Source organism: Paenibacillus sp. 10L310, assembly GCF_056395745.1.
Genome location: NZ_JBFTKC010000002.1, coordinates 68753 through 89258 on the forward strand (window position 1 = coordinate 68753; position 20506 = coordinate 89258).

Sequence of the window (20506 nt, forward strand, 5' to 3'; positions counted from 1 at the left end):
TTTACATATTTCCTTTAAATCATTTAAAATGGTTTACACAATGTAAAGGTTAACAAGTTGTAAATGAAGGGGTTAATGACGTACATGAGTACATTACCAAAATCAGTTCGCTTTCCACTGTTCATTCTGATGTTAAATCTGTTTATTGCTTTATTGGGGCAAGGGATGCTCATCCCCATATTGCCGGAGTATTTGAAGCTTTTTCATGCGGGAGGCACAGTAGCAGGATTTTTAGTTGCAGCCTTCGGTGCCGCTCAATTCTTCTTTTCCCCTCTCGGGGGACAACTGTCTGATCGATTTGGACGCAAAAAGTTGATCATTGCGGGTATGTTTCTGTCTGTCATTTCAGATATCATATTTGCGCTGTCGACGTCATTGCCGTTCCTCTATGTCGCACGGTTTATCGGTGGAATCAGTCTTGGTTTAATGGTTCCTGCCAACCTCGCATATGTCGCCGATATTACAACGCCAGAGACACGTGCAAAAGGTATGGGCTATTTCGGCGCAGCTATGAATTTGGGGATGGTTCTCGGACCTGGTCTGGGCGGTCTCATCGCCGAGATGGGCATTCGCATGCCCTATTTCTTCGCAGCGGGTCTGGGACTGATTGCGGCCCTGATGACGCTGCTATTGCCTGAGACACTTCCCCCCGAGAAAAGAACGGTCTCCATCCGTCTTCAAAAAGGAGATCACTTGGGCAAGAAAATCTGGAGTTCTTTTAAAGTCCCCTATTTCAAATACTTGATTGTGTTGCTTGTCATGACCTTTGGTCTCATGAGTTATGAGACAGTATTCGCGCTTTTCGCAGAGCAAAAATACGGATTCGACGCTGCAACAATCTCCATCATTATTACTTTGGGCGCGATTATCGGTATCGTTGTGCAGATCTGGCTTTTGGATTGGTTCGTACAGAGAATAGGTGAAGTTAAGTTGATCCGTCTCTCCTTAATAATCACACCCATAGCTTTATTGTTAATGTTAATTAAGGTCAACCTTGTGTTTCTGTTGTTCGCTTCTGCGTTATTCTTTGCCTTTAATTCGTTTTTACGACCTTCGGTCAGCACGTTAATATCCAAAAATGCAGGAGATCGGCAAGGTTATGCATCGGGTCTGAATACTACATTTTCCAGTCTCGGCACGGTGATTGGGCCGCTGATCGCAGGACTATTGTTTGACAAAAACATAAACTTCCCGTATATTTTTGGTGCAATTATGCTACTCGCTTCTCTCGGACTGACCTTGAACGTATTTCGTTCGAAGAAAGGACAATTGTATACAAGTGAATGAAAACTGGCATCAACAATTGGGAAATAAACATCGTGATGATTTGATTGCAGCAGGTAAGGAGCTTTTTTTGAAATATGGATTGCTCCAGGTGAAGATTAGGGATGTATGTACGAAAGCTGAACTTAGTAGAGTGACCTTTTATAAACATTTCCAGTCAATGGATGAACTTCTTCTAGCCATTCAGATGCAACTGATCGAACATTTAACGGATGAGGTTAGCCGTGCTTCAACGAAGGACTTAAACGGGCGGGAACAACTCACGGTTATGTTGAATGCATGGGTTGTTTATGCCGAGAATCATCCAGACTACATCCGGTTTATTCAATTGTTTGATATCAACTATGAGATGTATGATTTTAGCCCTGAATTAAGAGAAGAGTATGATAAGTTCAACCAGAACGGGAAAGAAAATCATTTCCTGATGGACGCTTTATCCCAAGGTGTTGTTGACGGCAGTATTAAGAATCCGTCCCCTCCGCTGGATCTGGCTCAGTTTATCTTCACAACGATGATGGGCATGCTCCAGCGCATGGTAACTATTCGTGGTGCTCATGATAATTCATTGGATATGCGGATGACGGAGCAATTTGTGAAGATGCTGCTCCATTTTGTTTGTAGCGAAGAAATACCCGAGTGATGGCAGGGTAGATGGATCGATAAAACAAAAATTTGAAATAAAAAACGGATTCCGTATGCTGGAATCCGTTTTTTCTTCATTAATTAAGCGTTAATCTGTTAGTACGGGTAATTGTCCTCCAGCTTTCAGTTGACCAAGCAATACTTTGATCCCGGCAGACGTATTTGGCTCCTGCTTTCCATACACAGCAATTCCTGAGCGCACGTTCTGCAAATAGATCGTTTCGTAAGGGTTACCAAGAGACAACAGCGTGTATCGCTGATTACTCTTGTTCATTGCATTAATCAAGGTTTGATAATCACTCCACCCGAACTGGCTGGCCACATTGCGGAATTGGTAAGAAGCAAGAATGACATAATTGGCTTTGCCAATCGCCTGGAGCGTTTCATTCATGTTGCCTTGTCCAACAAGTGATATTTCAGTCTTTAACGACAGGTTATTAGCGGCTTGCAACAGTTGTTTCTCAAGCTGTTTCGCCTGTTCCTGCTCGGCTGCGACAATAACAACCCGGTCGCCTTGCCGAATTGGATCAGGAAGCACACCTTCGCGACTGCTGAGTACAGTGACCGCTCGCTCTGCGATTGTCTGCTCCACTGCTCGGTGCGCCTTCGATCCGATGATACCGTTAAGCTGAGTTAGCTTTTGCGCAAGAGTTTGACTGCGTTCAAATAAACCATATTTCGCTTTCATCTCCAAGATTCGTTTCACAGATGCATGTATGGTTTCATCCTTGATCGTTCCATTGTTCACCGCGTTTACCAGCGTTTGATGGGCCGCTGCTGAATTTTTTGGCATAAGGATGATATCAATCCCTGCGGAAACGGCTCGTTCTACCGATTGATTCTCCCCAAAATGCTCTGCAATTGCATTCATGGTAAAGGCATCCGACACAATGAGACCTTTGTATCCCAGCTCTCCGCGAAGCAGTCCTGTCAGTACCTTTTTCGATAAGGTGGCAGGAATCGGCACACGTTCACCGTCTTTGAGAGAAATGACTTGTTCGTTGTCTATGGCAGGGAAAGCAATATGTGCGGTCATAATCATCTCTACACCATTTTTGATTGCAGCCCGAAACGGTTTTAATTCTACCGCATCAAGCCGTTCTCGGTTATGGGCAAGCACAGGCATACCAAGATGGGAATCTACCGTTGTATCTCCATGTCCCGGAAAATGCTTAACTGCCGCCATCACCCCTGATTGCTGTAGCCCTTTTATTGTTGCCAGACCAAGCCGTGTCACCAAATCCGCCTCCGAGCCAAACGACCGTATACCAATGATGGGGTTATCTGGATTGCTGTTGATGTCCAGCACTGGCGCAAAATTAATCTGCAATCCCAGTGCCTTCAGCTCCTCCCCTGTCAGCTGACCAGCTGCTTCGGCTAGTGTTGCATCTCCAGTTGCGCCAAGCGCCATTTGACCTGGCAGGTTCGTACCGCCTGGTATTCGCTTAATAACGCCTCCTTCTTGGTCGATGCCAAGAAATAGAGGAATGTCACCTGCTTCTCTTTGTATATCATGTGTGAACGTTGTAAGCTGCGTCACGTCTACAATATTTTTATCAAAAAGAATAAGTCCGCCCAAGTCCTGATCATGGATCGTGCGTTTCAGCCCCTCATTAACGGTCGTTGTCGCTTTACCATTCCATTGCCTAATGTCGGGCATAAGCATCTGACCAACTTGCTCGCTTACCGTCATATAGGATATCAGTTTGTCCCAATCTTGTGTCCGAATGGCCGCTTCACGTTCGAAGCGAATTACTCTCGCCATAAATACGGCATATTCAGCACGCGTGACAGCTTGATTCGGACGGAAGGTGGCATCTGAATAACCGCCGACCAAGCCGTTTGAACTCATAATAAGAATGGGTGCTGCTGCCCAATGCCTGTCCGTGTCTGTCCATTTTGCGGCGTTCTTACCTTCCACGAGTGCATATGCCCGTGTAAGGAAGGCCGCAGTCTCTGCGCGGCTAAGTGGTGCGTCCGGACGGAAAGTTCCGTTAGGAAAACCACTTGCAAGTCCATTTTTAGCAGCTATCATGATTTCTCGATGGAAAGGATGTGTAGTTGGAACATCGGAATAAGTTGTGCCTTCCACTGCTCTTTGAAGCTGATCTGAATAGAGCTCGCGCACCATAAAAGTGACAGCTTGTGCCCTTGTCACAAGTGCCTCTGGCTTGAAGGTCCCATTGCCGTATCCGGCTACTGTTCCCCGTTTCGCCATATACGTGATGCCATCCTCTGCCCACTTTGAATACTTTAGATCAACAAACGTTTCTTCCGCAGCTGCCGTTCCCACCCCTATAAGCATAGAGCCAACAACGGCACCAATAATCGTCATCCATTTTACATGCATTTGTTTCACTCCTGTTGTATTCTATGGATGAATAGACGTTACTACGGTATAGTTTGTTGCGTTTTCATAAGTTCAATGAAATTATATTCAGGTCATGACTATCCCTTCACGCCACCAATCGTCATACCCTGGACAAAGTATTTCTGTAAGAACGGATACACCATCAGAATAGGAACACTTGCAATAATGGTCATGGTCGCTCGAATCGAGGTTGGTGTGACCGCCGTTGCATTGCTTTCGGCAGACTGATAAGCATCACTTGCTGATGAAGTCGCTGAGGTTGTCGAAGTTTGCAGAATCTTCATCAACTCATACTGCAATGTGCTTAATTCTTTATTGGAAGAGTTGTACAGGAATACATCGAACCAGGAATTCCATTGTCCCACAGCTACAAAGAGTGATACGGTTGCCATTGCGGGAATCGTTAGCGGCAGGACAACGCGGATAAATGTCGTGAACTCCCCTGCCCCGTCAATACGGGCTGACTCCAGAATGCCTTCAGGAAGACCCTCAATAAATGAACGGATGACGATCATATTGAAGACACCGATTACACCCGGAATGATATATACCCAGAAGGAACCGATCAATCCAAGGTCTCGAATCAGCAGATAACCGGGGATCAACCCCCCGCTGAAATACATGGTGAATACAAAAAACATCGTAACAAACTTGCGAAGCACAAATTCCTGACGACTAACCGTATACGCGAGCATGGCTGTACAGAAGACGGACACCACGGTTCCAATGATCGTACGCAGCGCCGAGATCAGAGTTGCGTGATAAATATCGGATTCGCCAAAAATGTATTTGTAGTTGTCCAGTGTCCATACACGAGGCCATAGATATATTCCACCCCGAATGGCATCATTTGCATTATTGAAAGATACGGCAATCATATTAACAAAGGGATAGATCGTCACAATCATCAGACATACCATGAAGATGATGTTAAAAGTGTCAAACGCTCGATCCCCGGTGCTGCTATTCCGCAAGCGGGATGTGTTTCCTTTACGCATGGCATAGGCCTCCTTTTAGAATAGTCTGCTCTCTCCCATTTTTTTCGCTATATAGTTCGCTGAGAAAAGGAAGATGAAGCTGACCACCGTTTTGAATATGCCAGCTGCTGTACCTAAGGAAAAGTTCCCCATCCCTAATCCATATTTGAGTACAAAGATGTCCAGATTCTCCGAATAGTCCATATTCATCCCGTTACCCAGCAGATATTGCGGTTCGAATCCGGATTCAAGAATACTTCCCATGTTCATGATCAACAAGATCACAATAACCGGTTTCAAGCCAGGCAGGGTGATATATAACATCCGTTTGAAGCGACTGGCTCCATCAATCTCGGCAGCCTCATATTGCGCCGGATCAATTGCCGTAATTGCTGCCAGATAGATAATGGTGTTCCAACCGACATCTTTCCAGACCTCAGTTGCCCCCAGAATACCCCAGAAGTATTCTCCTTTCCCCATCCATAGTACCGGACTGTCAATCAGGTGAAGCTTCATCAGCAGCAGATTGATAATTCCGTCTGGTGACAGGACTGTTAATACAATGCTGGAAGCAACAACCCACGAGATAAAGTGAGGCAGATAACTGACGGTTTGCACAAAACGTTTAAATATGACATTTTTCAGCTCATTCAACAAGAGAGCCAGCGTAATTGCTGTCACAAATCCCAACACCAGTTTAATGGAACTCATGACAAGTGTATTTCGCAACACCCGGTAGAAGGTATTGTCTTCAAATAACGTACTAAAATGTTGCCAACCTACCCATTGTTGATCCGAGAAGGACCTTGCCGGTTTGAAATTCTGAAAAGCCATGGTCCATCCCCATAACGGCAGGTACTTGAAGATAAAAGCCCAGATGACAAAAGGAATACACATCCAGGCAAGCGTTCGTTGCTGCACAAGTCGCTTAAAGAACGAGTGTGCTCTGGTTCTTTTCGGACTCGAGGCTGGAGGCATCGAGTTAAGGGAGACATTAGGTTTCTCCACGGTGAACCTGCTCCTTTCCTGTGCTGTTATTCATGCGAGGAGAAGCCGGAGTTTATGCTCTTTCGTCTTCTCCTGCGCATGTAACAGTTTGTTTTAAAGAGGTTGTTCAAAAAGTCCGCTTTTGATTACGAAAGACGCCTTGCGGCATCATCAGCATCGAATATGGAATTCAGCCGAAATGTCCGTTGCTCACGTAGTTTTCCCTACGCTCCGCTACTCCATTTCTAGCTTCATCCCATCTTCTTGGTACTGAAAACCGGTCTTATTGAACACGCACTTAAAGTGTTCGTATTACCATTTTCCTGCAACACGATCCTTCACAACTTTGGTAATGGTCGCTTCATAACCAGCTTTGTCCAATTTGTTCAATTCAGCCATATAGGCATCCCACAGCTTATCAAAATTCGATGGCGCTCCCAAGATCATCTCCGGCAAGTATTTACGTTGCAAATCATCCGATTTGGTCGTGAAGATCTGTTCAGGTGATCCTTGCTCCAATGCGATGGACCATGCCGGGAACCAAGGCCGCTCTTCCGGTTTGTTAAACAATTCACTAAAGGTTTGGATACCGTAGGCTTCAAGGAATTTCTTATCTCCCTCGGTGTAAGATGCAGCGGCCACTTCCGGCTGGTTGCCAGGGCTATAAGCGTTACCATCGGTTAGTGTAGATTCACCGCCATATTTCGGCCAGTCTGTCCCAAAGTAGGTGAACCCGAATTTACGGCTGAGCTCCAGATCATCATGAGCCTTGCGTTGATCTTCATTTGCATAATAGAATCGGCCCTTTTCATCCACACTGTACGTCTCATCCTTGATTCCCCATTGCACCAGAACCTGATTCTCTTCCTTCAGCAAATTATCGAAATATTTGATGATACGAACAGGGTCTTTGGCATTCACCGAGATACCTGTTGCATAGTTGTTGACAAAGCCGGGAGGATCCACATACTGATCCTTGATTCCTTCATCAAACACAATCGGAAGTGGAGCGTAGCGCTTCTCATCAATGCCTGCAGAGAGCAAGTTTTTCGATGCATCCCCAATCTGCCAGCCATAATTGAAGTATCCTAACACACGACCCGAAGTCAGCTTGGCCAAGTACTGGTCTTTGTTCATCGTAAAGGATTCCGGATCAAGCATGCCTTGAGCATTGATTTCATTCAACTTCTGAATCCATTTTTTCTGGGCATCTGTTCCGGCGACAACTTTTGCCTCATGGGTAGTCATGTCGACCATGACACTGCCATCGTTCGGATAACCGGCAAGATGCATCGCTGGATTTTGCAGTGTGAAGAAGTTATTAGCCACACCTGCAAGTGACACAAATCCGATTGTGTCTGCACCGTCGACAGTTGGATGTTTTTCCTTATAATCCTGAATTAGATCAAAATATTCATCCAGTGTAGTGATCTTGGGATAATCAAACTCTTTGAGCACAGATCGTTGAATCCAGAAAGCTCCTCCGCCCACATTTGGACTACCTGAATACTCACCCTGATTAGCCGTATAAGGCAGGGCATAGATTTTACCGTCTTCGGCATTTTTCATTTTATCGAAATATGGTCCATACACCCTTTTGATATTAGGACCGTATTCCTCAATCAGATCATCCAGCGGAATATAGGCACCTGCATCCAGTAACTTGGACATCTCACCACTGGAGCTAATGACATCAGGATAGTCTCCACTGGCAATCATGACACCGGCTTTTGTAGCACTATCACCTACCAGATATTCCATCTTCCAGTCCACACCCGTCTGCTCTTGCAACGCTTTACCGATGGTAGTTTCGCTTGCCAGAACATCCTTCTTGCCTGGAGAGAACATGTAATACGAGAACGTGACTGGACCGTTCTCATCATCACCTGTGGCTGAAGGCGCTGATGACGAACTGTTTTGACTGCACCCAGCCAGCAAAGCTGTTAGTAATACAGCTAAACCCGCTGTTCTAAATTTTGGTTTTAACATGTGAATATTCCTCCGTTCCGTGTTTTCTCTCGTGGATTACACTCACCATTTGCCAGCTACACGATCCTTAACTGCCTGTGTTATCGTAGCTTCGTATGTTTTCTTGTCGAGTTGATTCAATTGACTCATATATTCATTCCATGTGTTCTCGAAAGTGGAAGGCGAATCCATAATCATTTTGGGTAAATATTTCTTCTGGAGGTCTTCTGCCTTGGTGATAAAAATCTGTTCAGGAGAGCCCTGCTCCAGTGCAATAGACCAAGCAGGAGACCAAGGACGCTCATCCGGTGTGCTGAATAGTTCTGTGAATGTCTCCACACCATATTTCTCTAACAACAGCTTGTCACCGTCCGTGTAACTAAAGGTAGCCACTTCTGGTTGGTTGCCCGGTCCATAGGCGTTGCCATCCTCCAGCACGGAGTTATTCCCGTAACGAGGCCAGCTGTAATTAAAATAGTCAAAGCCGAATTTACGACTTAATTCTGGATCTTCATGTGCCTTGCGTTGGTCATCATTTTCAAAGTAAAAGCGACCCTCATCATTCACACTATACGTCTCGTTCTCAACACCCCATTGAACCAGAATCTGGTTTTCTTCCTTGAGCAAATTATCAAAATATTTAATAATTCGCACGGGATCTTTAGCATTTACGGTAATTCCGACACCGTAGTTGTTCACAAAACCTGGCGGGTCCACATACTGGTCTTTGACACTGTCATCAAATACGATCGGGAGAGATACGTATCGTTTATCGTCAATACCAGCCTTCTTGAGGTTGTTCGTTGCATCTCCAACTTGCCAGGAGTAACTGAAATATCCCAGCACCCGACCGGACGTCAACTTGGCGAGATACTGATCCTGGTTCATTGTGAAGGATTCTGGATCAAACATCCCCTGTGCGTTAACCTCGTTCAGCTTCTGAATCCATTGTTTCTGATAATCAGATCCGGCTACCAGTTTGGCTTCATGACTCTGCATATCCACCATCACACTGCCATCGTTTGGATAACCTGCCAGATGCATAGCCGGATTTAGCAGGGTGAAAAAGCTGCCCGATTCACCAGCAAGTGTGGCGAAGCCGATGGTTTCTTTTCCATCGATCTGCGGATGCTTTTGCTTGTATTGCTCAATCAAGTCAAAATATTCGTCCAGCGTTTTGATCTTGGGATAGTTAAACTCTTTTAACACAGCACGCTGAATATAAAAGCCGGTCTGAAAATTAGGCTCTGACACATAACCGATGTTGGCAGTGTATGGCAAGAAGTATATCTTTCCATCCTCCTGTCTGAATTTGTCCATATAAGACCCGTATACCCGCTTGATGTTAGGCCCGTATTGATCGATCAGTTCATCCAGCGGGATAAAAGATCCTGCATCCATCAATTTGGCCATTTCACCACTGGAGTCGATGATGTCGGGGTAATCCCCACTCGCAATCATTACACCTGCCTTGGTTGCACCGTCACCGACCAGATATTCCATCTTCCAGTCAACGCCTGTTTGTTCCTGTAGCTTCTTGCCAATGGTCGTGCTGCTTGCCAGAATGTCCTTCTTGCCACCGCCAAACGTGAAATATTTAAAGGTGACCGGGGTGTTGTCATTACTGTCAGGATAGGAGGCTTCCGGGCTGGCTTTATTACAACCTGCCAGGGTTACAGCCAGTAAAATGGCCAGACCTGTTATAATGTTTTTTTTTCTAAACATGTAGCAAATGCCCCCTTAAAGTATTGTTTGTGTCTTTAAGCCTTCTCAATATATCAAGATAGCGCTTTCAAAGTTACCCATGAAAGTGTACCTCCTACTTTGAAAAGTATATCCCTCGTATTTAGTCGCCTGGCATGGCTGATGGATCAAGTGGGAGCTTAATTTGGATATGCGTACCTTCTCCTTCCCATGTCTGGATGTCGAATGTAAAGTCATTTTTATAACAAAGTTTTAAGCGACTATACGCATTTTTCATGCCAACATGCTCTCCCATATCGGTGTTTTGATCCAGGTAACTTAACAACTCTTCCAATTTTGCTTGTGACATCCCTATACCGTTATCCGTTAGTCTGATATGGAGCTGGTCATTTTCCATTGAAACGAAGAGTTGAATGATGCCTACTCCCGGAGATGACTCAATTCCATGAATACTTGCATTCTCAACAAAGGGAAGGATAACCATCTTGGGGATTCGGTACATCAGTACCGCAGGATCTGCCTCAATGGTATATTGGAGTTTTTCTCCAAAGCGGTATTTTTGAATTTGCAAAAAACTCTCGATGAGTTCCAATTCTTCCTTCACTGTCACATCATTCTGATTCCAACTAATCGACTTGCGGAACATCTTGGCCATATTATGCACGATTTTGGCAGTCTCTTTCTCACCTTTGATGAGGCTCCGCATACGTACCGACTCCAGCGTATTAAACAAAAAATGTGGGTTGATCTGACTATGGAGCGCATGAAGTTGTGCTTCCTGCTGCTTCAACTCCAGGTCTTTCTTTTGGATGTCGGCGAGATATACCTCATGAATCAGGTTATGGATCGTCTCGGTCATTCGATTAAATTCCATCGTGAGTTGACCTATTTCATCTCTTGCATCTTCAGGCGGAATCGTCTGGAAATTCTGTGTTTTTACTTTTTTCATATGTTTTAGAATACGCACCAGCCTGACATGGATGGATCTGGACATCGCCGCGATGATAATAGAAGGCAGGACAAAATTAATGCAAGCCAGCCATACGACGAAAGAACGGGACTTTCGCACCTCCTTCAACACAATTTCTTCATCCATCACTCCATGCAGGGACCACCCTTCCAGATAGTTAATACCTGTATACGTAAGTTCAAAGGGAATCATTTTGTTCGGAAACTGGATCTCGCTGTAACGTTTCCCTATCTGAGCTTCTTCTGCTGTAGGATCATTTGAAAATTGGATGTGTCCCCCCGGATCAAGAAGATACACTTTTCCATCAAATCCGCTGTTGTGGAAATACTGCTTGATCATATCCATATTCAGGTCAATTTTAAGTAACTGCTCTCTCCCCCCAGTGTCCAGATTGTCGAGCCTTTGAACCAGACTTAACATCTGATCCGATGAGATCAATGCCGGATAAGGGGCGGAGTATGCCTGAAATTGAACGTACCAGTCCGAGTTGCGGACATCGTCAGTTAAACGATCAATATAACCGGAAGATAAAATGGTAGAATTATCGGTATACACTTGATACCAGCGAATTCCCTGATTCATTTGACCGGAGAATTGCCCTTTTAGATAGGAATTATAAGCGTCAATATACTCAAAATGACTTTGAAATGAACGGGAGATGGTGTCATTGAATACAGGGTCAGTATATAACGAATAAGAGAGGCCGACGCCCTGATCAATGGTTACTCGCAGGTCGTTCTTCAGATTGTTCAAGGCCATGCCTGCATCACGAGTTTTCTGACTACGAATATTGGCGGATGTGACATTGTAAAACACCACATTGGTAACAACGATGGGAATAAATACAGATAAGACATACATAAGCAGTAGCTTATCTCGAAGCTTCATGTAATTCAGGTTCCATCTTGGCATTGTGCACCTCGCTGCTCATTTCCCATAAGGAGATTGCGATACTCTGTAGGCGATAACTTAACCAGTTTCTCAAACTGGGTTACAAAATAATCCGCATTCTGAAATCCTACACGTGCAGCAACCTCGTACATTCTCAGATCCGTCTGGCGCAATAACTTCTTCGCTTCATGAATCCGCAGGTTGAGCAGATAGTCATTGAAATATTGATTGTAGCTTTTGCGGAATAATCGCCCAAGATAAACGGGATTCATATAGAAGAGCGCAGCAATACTTTTGAGATTGATGTTCTCGGTATAATTTGCATCAATATATCGTTTGATCTTGCTGATATCCCCTTTGGATCGTTCCATCCGCAGATGAGAGACATAATCCTCGGCTTCCTCCAGCGCGATGAGAAAAGCATCTTTCAATAGTCGTAAATTCCAACCTTCATGACTTTGTTGTGCCAGCTCCTTCAGTTGTTGCAACCCTTCATCATTACCACCCATTTCGTGGACCACAGCGAGAATACCCGTTATATAACGCAAAAGAGAACCCGATACAGCCTGAGAAGAAAATCGATTCATATGAAACAATTTGAATTTCTCTTCTACAATCTTGTGGTAAGCTGACCTATTCCCCTCTTCCAGGCTCAGAATTAATTGATCCACCTCGTCCTGGTATACATTGAAAACAAACAGTGGTTTGTCCTTGATTTCCGTATAACGTACGACACCACCAGTTTCAKCATATTTATGCTTGGCTGCTTCTTCAGCCGCCATAAGGGATTGTGTGACATCACCAATTTCTTTGACAAGTGTTCCTGCGTAAAGACCGATATCCAGGTTGAACCTTTTGCTCAGTGTTATATGAATATTATGCAGGTTATCCTGTAACGCCGAGTCTCCTTGATGATGATCAGGCCACAACAGTAATAAAGCAAACGTGCCGCGTTGTTGCTCACTGATGAACATTTTACATAAATTACTCTCCAGAGAATGTACTGCTTCACGTAGCTGTTCAATCGTAATTTTAATTGCATCTAATCCGGTCTGAAGTTCAATCAAAGTTATGAGCAGACTGGAGTTACGATTGATGCCAAGCATCTCGGCATATCGATGTTCATCCTCCTTCTGTACATGGCCTTTGATCACATCCTCCAGCATGATGTTACTGGCCTGTCCCTCAGTCCAAAGAATATGTTTTCTTTTATTGCAAATCAGATTAGCTGACTTCTGCAACGTCGCCGTCAGTTCTTCATCATCAATAGGCTTCAGGATATAGTCATGAACACCGTACCTGATTGCCTGCTGTGCATATTTGAAGTCATGATAACCACTGATGATAATGAACACAGGTTCCAGATGTGGTATTTTCTCTACGGCACGTATCAGTTCCAGTCCATCCAGGATTGGCATACGGATATCTGTAATAATCACGTCTGGTTGCAGGCTTTCAATCAGATTTAATGCCTCTACACCGTTCTCTGCCTCTCCGATAATCTCCATATTAAGATCCATCCAATTTATGAGTTCATACAGCCCCTTTCGTATATACATCTCGTCATCTACCAGTAATACTTTTAACATCCGTGTGTCCCCTTTCCTCCAACGAAAATAAACCGCCGGTAGCGTGTCTCCCTATCGGCGGAATCTAATATGGTGACTGTTGTAGTTATTGCATAATAAATTCATTCATGTCGTGCATAATCCCAATAGTCGCCAACGAGGCCTTCAATGATCGATCCACTAGCCCATGGCATCAGGCAAAACCAGGTGCTGGCTGGCGTACCATCCGCATATTTTTCAGTGACCAGTCCTTCCGAATGACAGAAGCGTTCAGACATCCATCCTTTTTTGCCATAGCCGAATTCTTGATCATAACGATTATAGGTCTGACAACCCCACCCGATGGTGTCCATCATACGTTGACGAACCTAATTCTCTTCCCGCTGTCCAACATAATACAACAGCTCATCCACTAGATTGCTGGACATGGGGTGAATATGCGGATTAGCTACTGAAGTAACACTTCCCCCGGAACTGGACCAGCCTAATGTACTGAGTGGAGGAATCTTAATAGGTGAGTTGTAACAAAATTTGAAGCTGAATTCATAACTGATCGCATCTCTCATGTGATCTAGATATAGCTCGTCACCGGTCAACGCGTGCAGAAACCGAACAGCTTTGATGTAAGCCAAAATGCCTTCCGAATCCACTGCCTTGTCCGCATCCAGTGGAGCGCCGTAACATTCCATGTGTTGCACATAGGTGTTGTAATAGTGGGCTTCACTGCGTCTGAGCTCTTCCAGAGAAGATTCATCATGGGTTAACCAACAGTGATATGCCTTGGCAGCAAGACACCAGACTCCACTAAAAGCATCATATTCAAGACCTGCTCCGGTCCGCTCTGACAAAATGGTGGGATATTCTCCATCCGTATTTTTCGTGCACTCCAGACGATCAAGTATTTGTTTGACGTAAGAAAGCCAATCATCGTGTCTCACATTTCGAATGCGCTTCTCATAATCGTAACTTTTCAGAATGTAGAACATCGCTTGAGCTACAAGGTAAGAGGAATGTCCTGGGGTACGCATGCCGTCGAACCACCAGCCTTTAACACTCCAGATCCCATCCTGATAAGCGTCATACGGAAGTCCGGATTCGGGATTCATGGCATTCTCGATAATATTGGTAATACAGGATAACGCCTGCTGTCGCATGGGCTCATTATTCAGGCGCAGTGCGGCCATAAGCATTGGTACAGCTATGGTCATACCATTTGTCCAACTGATTGAGATAATTTTGTTGTATCGGTAGCTACTGGTTTTAGCAGCATCTTCATATACAAATGTAGAATAATGACGATCCTCCGGAAGCCAGGCATACTCATAGATGGCATTGGACAAATCCGTTACCGTTGTCTGAATGTCACTTCCTTCTCTTGGTTTTTCGTGATATCTCTTATAGATTGTTTCCAGTGCTGGATTGATGCCCAGTTCTGATTCAGACTCGTAGTTATATAGTTCAAGTGTGAGCCTGACCGATTCACCTGCCGCAAGTTCAAAACAGTTTTCTCCAAGGGCAGCTCGCTCGTGGACAAGTCTGGATTTGATAAATAACAATGGAGCATTCTCATATCCCAACGTATATCCGACCGTACCCTTTTCAATAGAACATGTGAATCCCCCATATTGCACAAAGTTTCCTTCCATTCCTGGATACCATTGTTGCTTCTGGTTTCCTGTATTGATCCAGTAGGGACTTGCGCTTAGACCAACAATCCGACCTTCATCATAGATAAGTGCAGCTGGATGAGACAGACGATCACTTCTTACCATCCACCAGGGTGATGAAGGACGAGAAGGACTGCCCTCCCTTAGTCTGGGGAACTCATTTGGAACATTCTGAGGTGCTTCGCCCCGGTTGCGCCCATACATAAATGCAGGCAAAAAAAATCTCGGATTCTTTTTGTCCAGCGGCATTTCCACATGAATAACCCCTGCCCAGGCATTCTGCCCCTCGTTGTAAATCTGAATGTCGGCTTGCCATGGGTCTTCTGCACTGCCGTTCCCGCTTTTTACTTTTACGTCAGCCTTGAGAGCATGCTTATTCAATGCCGTGTACTCTACGTTGTCCTGCGCTCTACTTCTAGCCGTGAAAATCAGATCCATCTTTTCCTCCAATCGCATTGTACACACCTGAGTGGAAACGCTTGCAATTATGTATCCATCATGCTAGGATGGTTACATTTTATAGGTTCACGTCTGCAATTTCATTGCACAAACGGCTATATTTATTGCGCGAAACGACAAGGAGGTCATATATCTGATATGAATGAGACTTCAGAATACCTGTTTGATCCAATCCAGAATGAGCTGTTGTACCTTCATCGCACCACCACGTATAATATGGGAACGTTTTATCATCGACATAATGCATATGAACTCTACTTGTTTCTTCGTGGCAATGTAAACTTCTATATTGAGAACCATTGTTACCATTTGCAACGTGGCGATCTGCTCGTTCTTAGCCCGGAGGAGATGCACCGTTCCTTTGCCTTGGACAAAAACGAATATGAGAGAATTACCATAAATCTGAAAAAGTCATATCTGAACCGCTTGTCTACGTCAACCACCAACTTATCCGCATGTTTCGACTACCGTCCCAAGGGTAAGGGTAATATCGTACATCTTGAAGAGCACGAGCTTCAACGAGTGCTGCAATTAGCTGGCGAGCTTGAACAGTGTCTCTCATCAAGTGACTATGGAGCGGATATTCTGAGGAATATGTTGATTACACAGCTACTCCTTCTAACGAATCTAACTTTTCAAAATACGGATTTTGTTGCAACGAATATTATGCCTGAACTAGTTCGAAACACGATGGATTACATTGAATGTAATCTGACGAGGCAACTGACGCTCAAACAATTGTCAGAGGTTATGTTCACGAATAGCAGCTATATCAGTCGACAATTCAAAAAACATACCGGACTCACGATTCGAGCATACATTCTTAGTCGTCGTATAGAGCTGTCGAAATCTTATTTAATCGAAGGTTTAAGTATTACAGAGGCCTGTTATCAATCCGGTTTTGGAGATTATGCCAATTTTATTCGCAGCTTCACGAAGATGGTCGGCACTTCACCTGGTAAATTTGTTAAATATGGAAGTCTTCTTTAAACATTATATTGAGCAAAAACACGCCAACTTTTGCCTATATCATATCTCGACAAAGAAAAAGAGCGAATTCGCACGGCAATTTTGTTAGCCGACATTCGCTCAGGTAATCGGTAAGATCTTATTTATTATTCCATTTATCCCCTTTTAATTCAATCATAGTATTGGGGCCAGGAAAGTTTAATTCTATCTTTTGGTCCAGATAGGATACGGTTACTCTTGATTCTGCAATAGAGCGAATTCTGGCATTTAACAGATTACCATTTTCCCATTCCAGATCTATTTCAAATCCGCCACGAGCCCGAATACCACGAATATATCCTTTTGGCCACGCTGCTGGTAAAGCAGGTAACAATCTGATTACTTCGTTATGGCTCTGGAGAAGCATCTCTGCTATCCCTGCAGTACCTCCAAAGTTCCCATCAATTTGAAATGGAGGATGGTCACAAAACAGATTGGGTAACGTGGAGGAACGTAGAAGTTCCACGACGTTATCGTGTGCAAGTTCCGACTCCTCTAATCGTGCCCACATGTTGAGAATCCACGCCCTGCTCCATCCTGTGTGTCCACCACCGTGTTCCAGTCTTCTGTCGAGTGTTACACGAGCTGCCTTGGCCAGGTCAGGCGTTGATTGCAACGTAATTTGCGTTCCAGGATGCAAAGCGAATAAATGGGAAATATGTCTGTGGCCAGGTTCCAATTCATCATAATCGTTACTCCATTCTTGGATCTGGCCATGTTTGCCAATGGAGGTCTCCGGTATTTTGGTTAAAGCACCACGGAGTACTTCTCCAAATTCCTGATCTTCTTGCAATATTCGGGTACTTTCAATGCAACGCGTGAAGAGTTCTCTAATAATCTGATTATCCATTGAAGCACCAAAACATAAAGCCCCCGACTCTCCATTATCTAATATATAGCGATTTTCCGGTGAGGACGAAGGACATATCACCCAATTGCCGGAAGGATCCTCGATTAGATAATCCAGAATAAAGATAGCCGCATCTTTCATCGTGGAGTAAACTTTTTTGAGAAATTGAACATCCTTATTGTATTCATAGTGGTCCCATAGATGTAATGAAAGCCATGCTCCTCCCATAGTCCAAAACGTCGATGTCATGCATACATCCTGCGGAGCAGCGTCTGCCCAGATATCCGAGTTGTGATGAGCAACGAATCCCTTGCAACCATACATGGTTCTAGCGGTTTCCTTTCCCCGGACTTGCAGTCGATCTATAAAATCAAACAATGGAACGTGACATTCAGACAGATTGCAGCTTTCTGCAGGCCAGTAGTTCATCTGTGTATTAATATTAATCGTATATTTGCTGTCCCATACAGGAAGCATGTCTTTATTCCATATCCCTTGAAGGTTTGCCGGTAAAGAACCTGGACGACTGCTTGAGATAAGCAAATAGCGACCAAATTGAAAGTATAGACTCAGCAGTTCCGGATCGTGCTGACCAGCTCTAAGCCGCTCAATGCGCTGATCGATTGGAAGTTCGGAACATATCACATCTTTATTTTCATCTTCGAGATGTATATCCATCTTTTCGAATAAGGATTGATAGTCCGAGACATGATCGGCTAGCAGTTCGCTATATGGTTTTGCGGAAGCAGTATCAATCCTGCGGAGGCACTCCACTTCGAGTTGTTCCTTAGGTACTCGGAAATCCGTGCAAGCCGTGATTAGAATAGTCGCTGAATCACCATTCTTCAGAGAAAGCTGACCGCTTGAATAATGAACCTGCCCCCCTTCAGATATAAGGCGAATCGCACAACAAAATCGGATTCCTTCTTCTCCCCCACTTCTTCCCCGAATGATCAAGTTATTCGTTCCACGCTTCTCGATCCGGTCCAGATAGGATTGGAAACCAACAGGATGCTTAAGAATATCTGAATAGGATGTTGATTCCAGAACAGCTCCCCTGCCAAAAACAGTGGAGAAAGATAACTTTCCAGGCACGCTTGATTTGAGATGAACAACGAGCACTTGATCCGGGTAGCTAGCAAAATAATCACGGCTGTAAATGGATTGATCTGCGGTATAATGCACGTTTACCTTGCCTTGTTCCAGATCGAGATGTCTTTGATATCCATTTGGTTCATGTTCACTGTGATCCATAGCGATATAGAAGTCCCCTAATGGCTCATAATGTCTTTGCCCGTCAGGAACACCTACCAGAGTATCTGCTGCGAGTTCTTCTGCTTCCCTAATCTTACCGTCAAAAATCAGGTTTCTGATCTGAGATAAAGATTCAAGTGCTTGAGGATTATTCCGCTGCATCGGACCACCATACCACAGACTATCTTCATTAAGCTGAATTCTCTCGATCTGTGTTTTCCCAAAAATCATGCCTCCAAGAGTTCCATTTCCGATAGGCAATGCCTCTTCCCATGTCCCAGCAGGTTGATTAAACCAGATATTTTTGGTCTTCACGTTAAAACCTCCAACGAATTATAATTCCTCACATTTTCATGTTTAGTGTGTTCCGTTTGTATGTTCTTTCAGTGTACTGTAATCTCTTAAGCATCTAAATGAACAAAATTAACTTGAATTATCACAATCTTATCCCAACATTAGAGGTGTAATCGTGAATTCCGAAACTGACAGTACAAATTCTTTGTTCTGGACAGGGAAGTTTAGCTATTGGCAATAAAAAAAGCCGCTATAATAGCGGCTCTGTTTCGTTCATTTAGTTAGCTTACGTGAAGCTTGGCATAAGTTATAAAATATTTCGCTCCATTTGTTGCATGAATTGCCTCAATATCAGCCGATCTTCCGAAGAAATGGATTGAAGTAGTTTCTCTTGTTGCTCTCTCCATTTATGCTCAACTGGTTTTTCTAATTCTTTGCCCTTATCGGTTAGAAAGATACGCATGTTCCTTGCATCCTGTACATCACGCTTGCGATATATAAATCCGTTCTGCTCCAGTGATTTGACCATGTTTGTAACCGTTGGTGGTTCGCATTTCATATGTTCACTTAGTTGCATCTGGGTTACCCCATCACCCAGCCACAGCCGATACAACAGATTATCTTGTCCTACATAGAGATTAAGTTCCCGAAGAGATTCACTATAATTTCGACGCATTTGGGAGGAAATTCGATCTAAAGACTGTCGAATTTCACAATCTACTGTATCTGTCATGAACGATCCCTCCCTAACATTCGAATTATATTTAGCAGACTAAATGTATCATGGAGATATACAGGTGTCAATTCACCTTAGTGTCGTCTTTAAGGGCCTTTTCCTATCTAAGTTTCACCCGAAAGATTGGTTTAGTCCTTATTTTTTGGCAAAACCTTGCTTGTTCAAATAGGCCATCATTTGCGGTTGAATACTTCTCTCGAGGTGATCCTGGATATGGTCACTCCATCCTTTTACTTTTTTTACGGTGAAAGGGGCTCTCGTCGGACGATTTTCATAATACTTCAGCATGGTCTCATCATAGATTGCTAATTTCTCTTGATCCATTGGTTGGTATTGATTATCAAGCAATACCATGGATTGAGGGAGTCGAGGTTTCAGTTCCGGCTTATCTCCAGCTGGATTACCGATACATAACCCCACCAGAGGGATAACATATTTAGGTAAATTCAATACAACAGATAGTTCGCTAATATTAGCTCTGACCGCACCAATGAACACTCCGCCAAGTCCCAGCGATTCAGCCGCGGTTAACGCATTTTGTGCCATCAGGCCAGCATCGAAAGAACCAATCAACAGAAATTCAATATATTCAATATCCACATCCGGAGCGATTTCATGATTTCGGTTGAAATCTGCACAGAAGATCCAGAATTCGGCCGCTTCTTCAATATAGGGTTGATCGACACACAGATGTCTGAGTTTTTTTCGAAGTACTGGATCTGTGATGCGTATAATGGATACCGCCTGTAGAAGACTGAACGATGAAGTTTGATTTGCTGCCTGAAATATTGCATCTATTTGTTCCTCAGTTAGGGGTTGAGATGTGTAAGAACGAAACGATGTATGGTTATGAAGCAATTCAAGTGTGTTATTCAT

15 protein-coding genes are annotated in these 20506 nt (G+C 44.0%); 3 read left to right on the forward strand and 12 right to left on the reverse strand.

The genetic code is table 11. From position 1 onward, the window contains the following. The first annotated feature begins 84 nt into the window (after window positions 1–84). Together AC1DE7_RS05935 and AC1DE7_RS05940 are read left to right on the forward strand one after the other, a co-directional pair. Window positions 85–1287: an MFS transporter gene (locus tag AC1DE7_RS05935; RefSeq protein ID WP_477533923.1), complete on the forward strand. Its 1203-nt coding sequence runs from the start codon at window positions 85–87 to the stop codon at window positions 1285–1287. A gap of 16 nt (window positions 1288–1303) precedes the next feature. Next, window positions 1304–1924 (forward strand): TetR/AcrR family transcriptional regulator, encoded by a 621-nt coding sequence (locus tag AC1DE7_RS05940; protein WP_477533924.1) that lies wholly within the window; start codon window positions 1304–1306, stop codon window positions 1922–1924. A 90-nt stretch (window positions 1925–2014) separates the two neighbouring features. Here AC1DE7_RS05940 and AC1DE7_RS05945 read toward each other — a convergent pair whose 3' ends face one another. The 9 genes from AC1DE7_RS05945 to AC1DE7_RS05985 all read right to left on the reverse strand — a co-directional run bounded on the left by AC1DE7_RS05945 (window position 2015) and on the right by AC1DE7_RS05985 (window position 15467). Continuing rightward, window positions 2015–4276, reverse strand: coding sequence for a glycoside hydrolase family 3 N-terminal domain-containing protein (locus tag AC1DE7_RS05945; RefSeq protein ID WP_477533925.1), 2262 nt, complete (start codon window positions 4274–4276; stop codon window positions 2015–2017). Window positions 4277–4374: 98 nt separating this feature from the next. After that, entirely contained in the window at window positions 4375–5295 is a 921-nt protein-coding gene (locus tag AC1DE7_RS05950; RefSeq protein WP_036615816.1) for a carbohydrate ABC transporter permease, read from the reverse strand. Window positions 5296–5310: 15 nt separating this feature from the next. Beyond that, the gene (locus AC1DE7_RS05955; RefSeq protein ID WP_477534170.1) at window positions 5311–6252 is read right to left on the reverse strand and encodes an ABC transporter permease; all 942 of its coding nucleotides are present in this window, start codon (window positions 6250–6252) and stop codon (window positions 5311–5313) included. 321 nt (window positions 6253–6573) lie between these two features. Continuing rightward, complete coding sequence (locus AC1DE7_RS05960; RefSeq protein ID WP_477533926.1) at window positions 6574–8250, reverse strand: ABC transporter substrate-binding protein; 1677 nt, start codon at window positions 8248–8250, stop codon at window positions 6574–6576. Window positions 8251–8292: 42 nt separating this feature from the next. Further along, window positions 8293–9954: an ABC transporter substrate-binding protein gene (locus AC1DE7_RS05965; RefSeq protein WP_282321415.1), complete on the reverse strand. Its 1662-nt coding sequence runs from the start codon at window positions 9952–9954 to the stop codon at window positions 8293–8295. Window positions 9955–10075: 121 nt separating this feature from the next. Beyond that, the gene (locus AC1DE7_RS05970; protein WP_477533927.1) at window positions 10076–11791 is read right to left on the reverse strand and encodes a sensor histidine kinase; all 1716 of its coding nucleotides are present in this window, start codon (window positions 11789–11791) and stop codon (window positions 10076–10078) included. Window positions 11792–11796: 5 nt separating this feature from the next. Beyond that, complete coding sequence (locus AC1DE7_RS05975; RefSeq protein WP_477533928.1) at window positions 11797–13383, reverse strand: response regulator transcription factor; 1587 nt, start codon at window positions 13381–13383, stop codon at window positions 11797–11799. 101 nt (window positions 13384–13484) lie between these two features. Beyond that, window positions 13485–13715, reverse strand: coding sequence for a hypothetical protein (locus AC1DE7_RS05980; RefSeq protein ID WP_477533929.1), 231 nt, complete (start codon window positions 13713–13715; stop codon window positions 13485–13487). Between the two features lie 15 nt (window positions 13716–13730). Then, window positions 13731–15467 (reverse strand): hypothetical protein, encoded by a 1737-nt coding sequence (locus AC1DE7_RS05985; RefSeq protein ID WP_477533930.1) that lies wholly within the window; start codon window positions 15465–15467, stop codon window positions 13731–13733. A 159-nt stretch (window positions 15468–15626) separates the two neighbouring features. Here AC1DE7_RS05985 and AC1DE7_RS05990 point away from each other — a divergent pair, with 159 nt between their 5' ends. Next, window positions 15627–16478: a helix-turn-helix domain-containing protein gene (locus tag AC1DE7_RS05990; RefSeq protein ID WP_477533931.1), complete on the forward strand. Its 852-nt coding sequence runs from the start codon at window positions 15627–15629 to the stop codon at window positions 16476–16478. A 118-nt stretch (window positions 16479–16596) separates the two neighbouring features. Here AC1DE7_RS05990 and AC1DE7_RS05995 read toward each other — a convergent pair whose 3' ends face one another. The 3 genes from AC1DE7_RS05995 to nfsA all read right to left on the reverse strand — a co-directional run bounded on the left by AC1DE7_RS05995 (window position 16597) and on the right by nfsA (window position 20506). Then, window positions 16597–18915 (reverse strand): glycoside hydrolase family 95 protein, encoded by a 2319-nt coding sequence (locus AC1DE7_RS05995; RefSeq protein WP_477533932.1) that lies wholly within the window; start codon window positions 18913–18915, stop codon window positions 16597–16599. A gap of 286 nt (window positions 18916–19201) precedes the next feature. Next, the gene (locus AC1DE7_RS06000; protein WP_477533933.1) at window positions 19202–19627 is read right to left on the reverse strand and encodes a MarR family winged helix-turn-helix transcriptional regulator; all 426 of its coding nucleotides are present in this window, start codon (window positions 19625–19627) and stop codon (window positions 19202–19204) included. Window positions 19628–19765: 138 nt separating this feature from the next. Beyond that, window positions 19766–20506 carry an oxygen-insensitive NADPH nitroreductase gene (nfsA, locus tag AC1DE7_RS06005; RefSeq protein ID WP_477533934.1) on the reverse strand — a complete coding sequence of 247 codons (741 nt, stop codon included), beginning with the start codon at window positions 20504–20506 and terminating at the stop codon, window positions 19766–19768.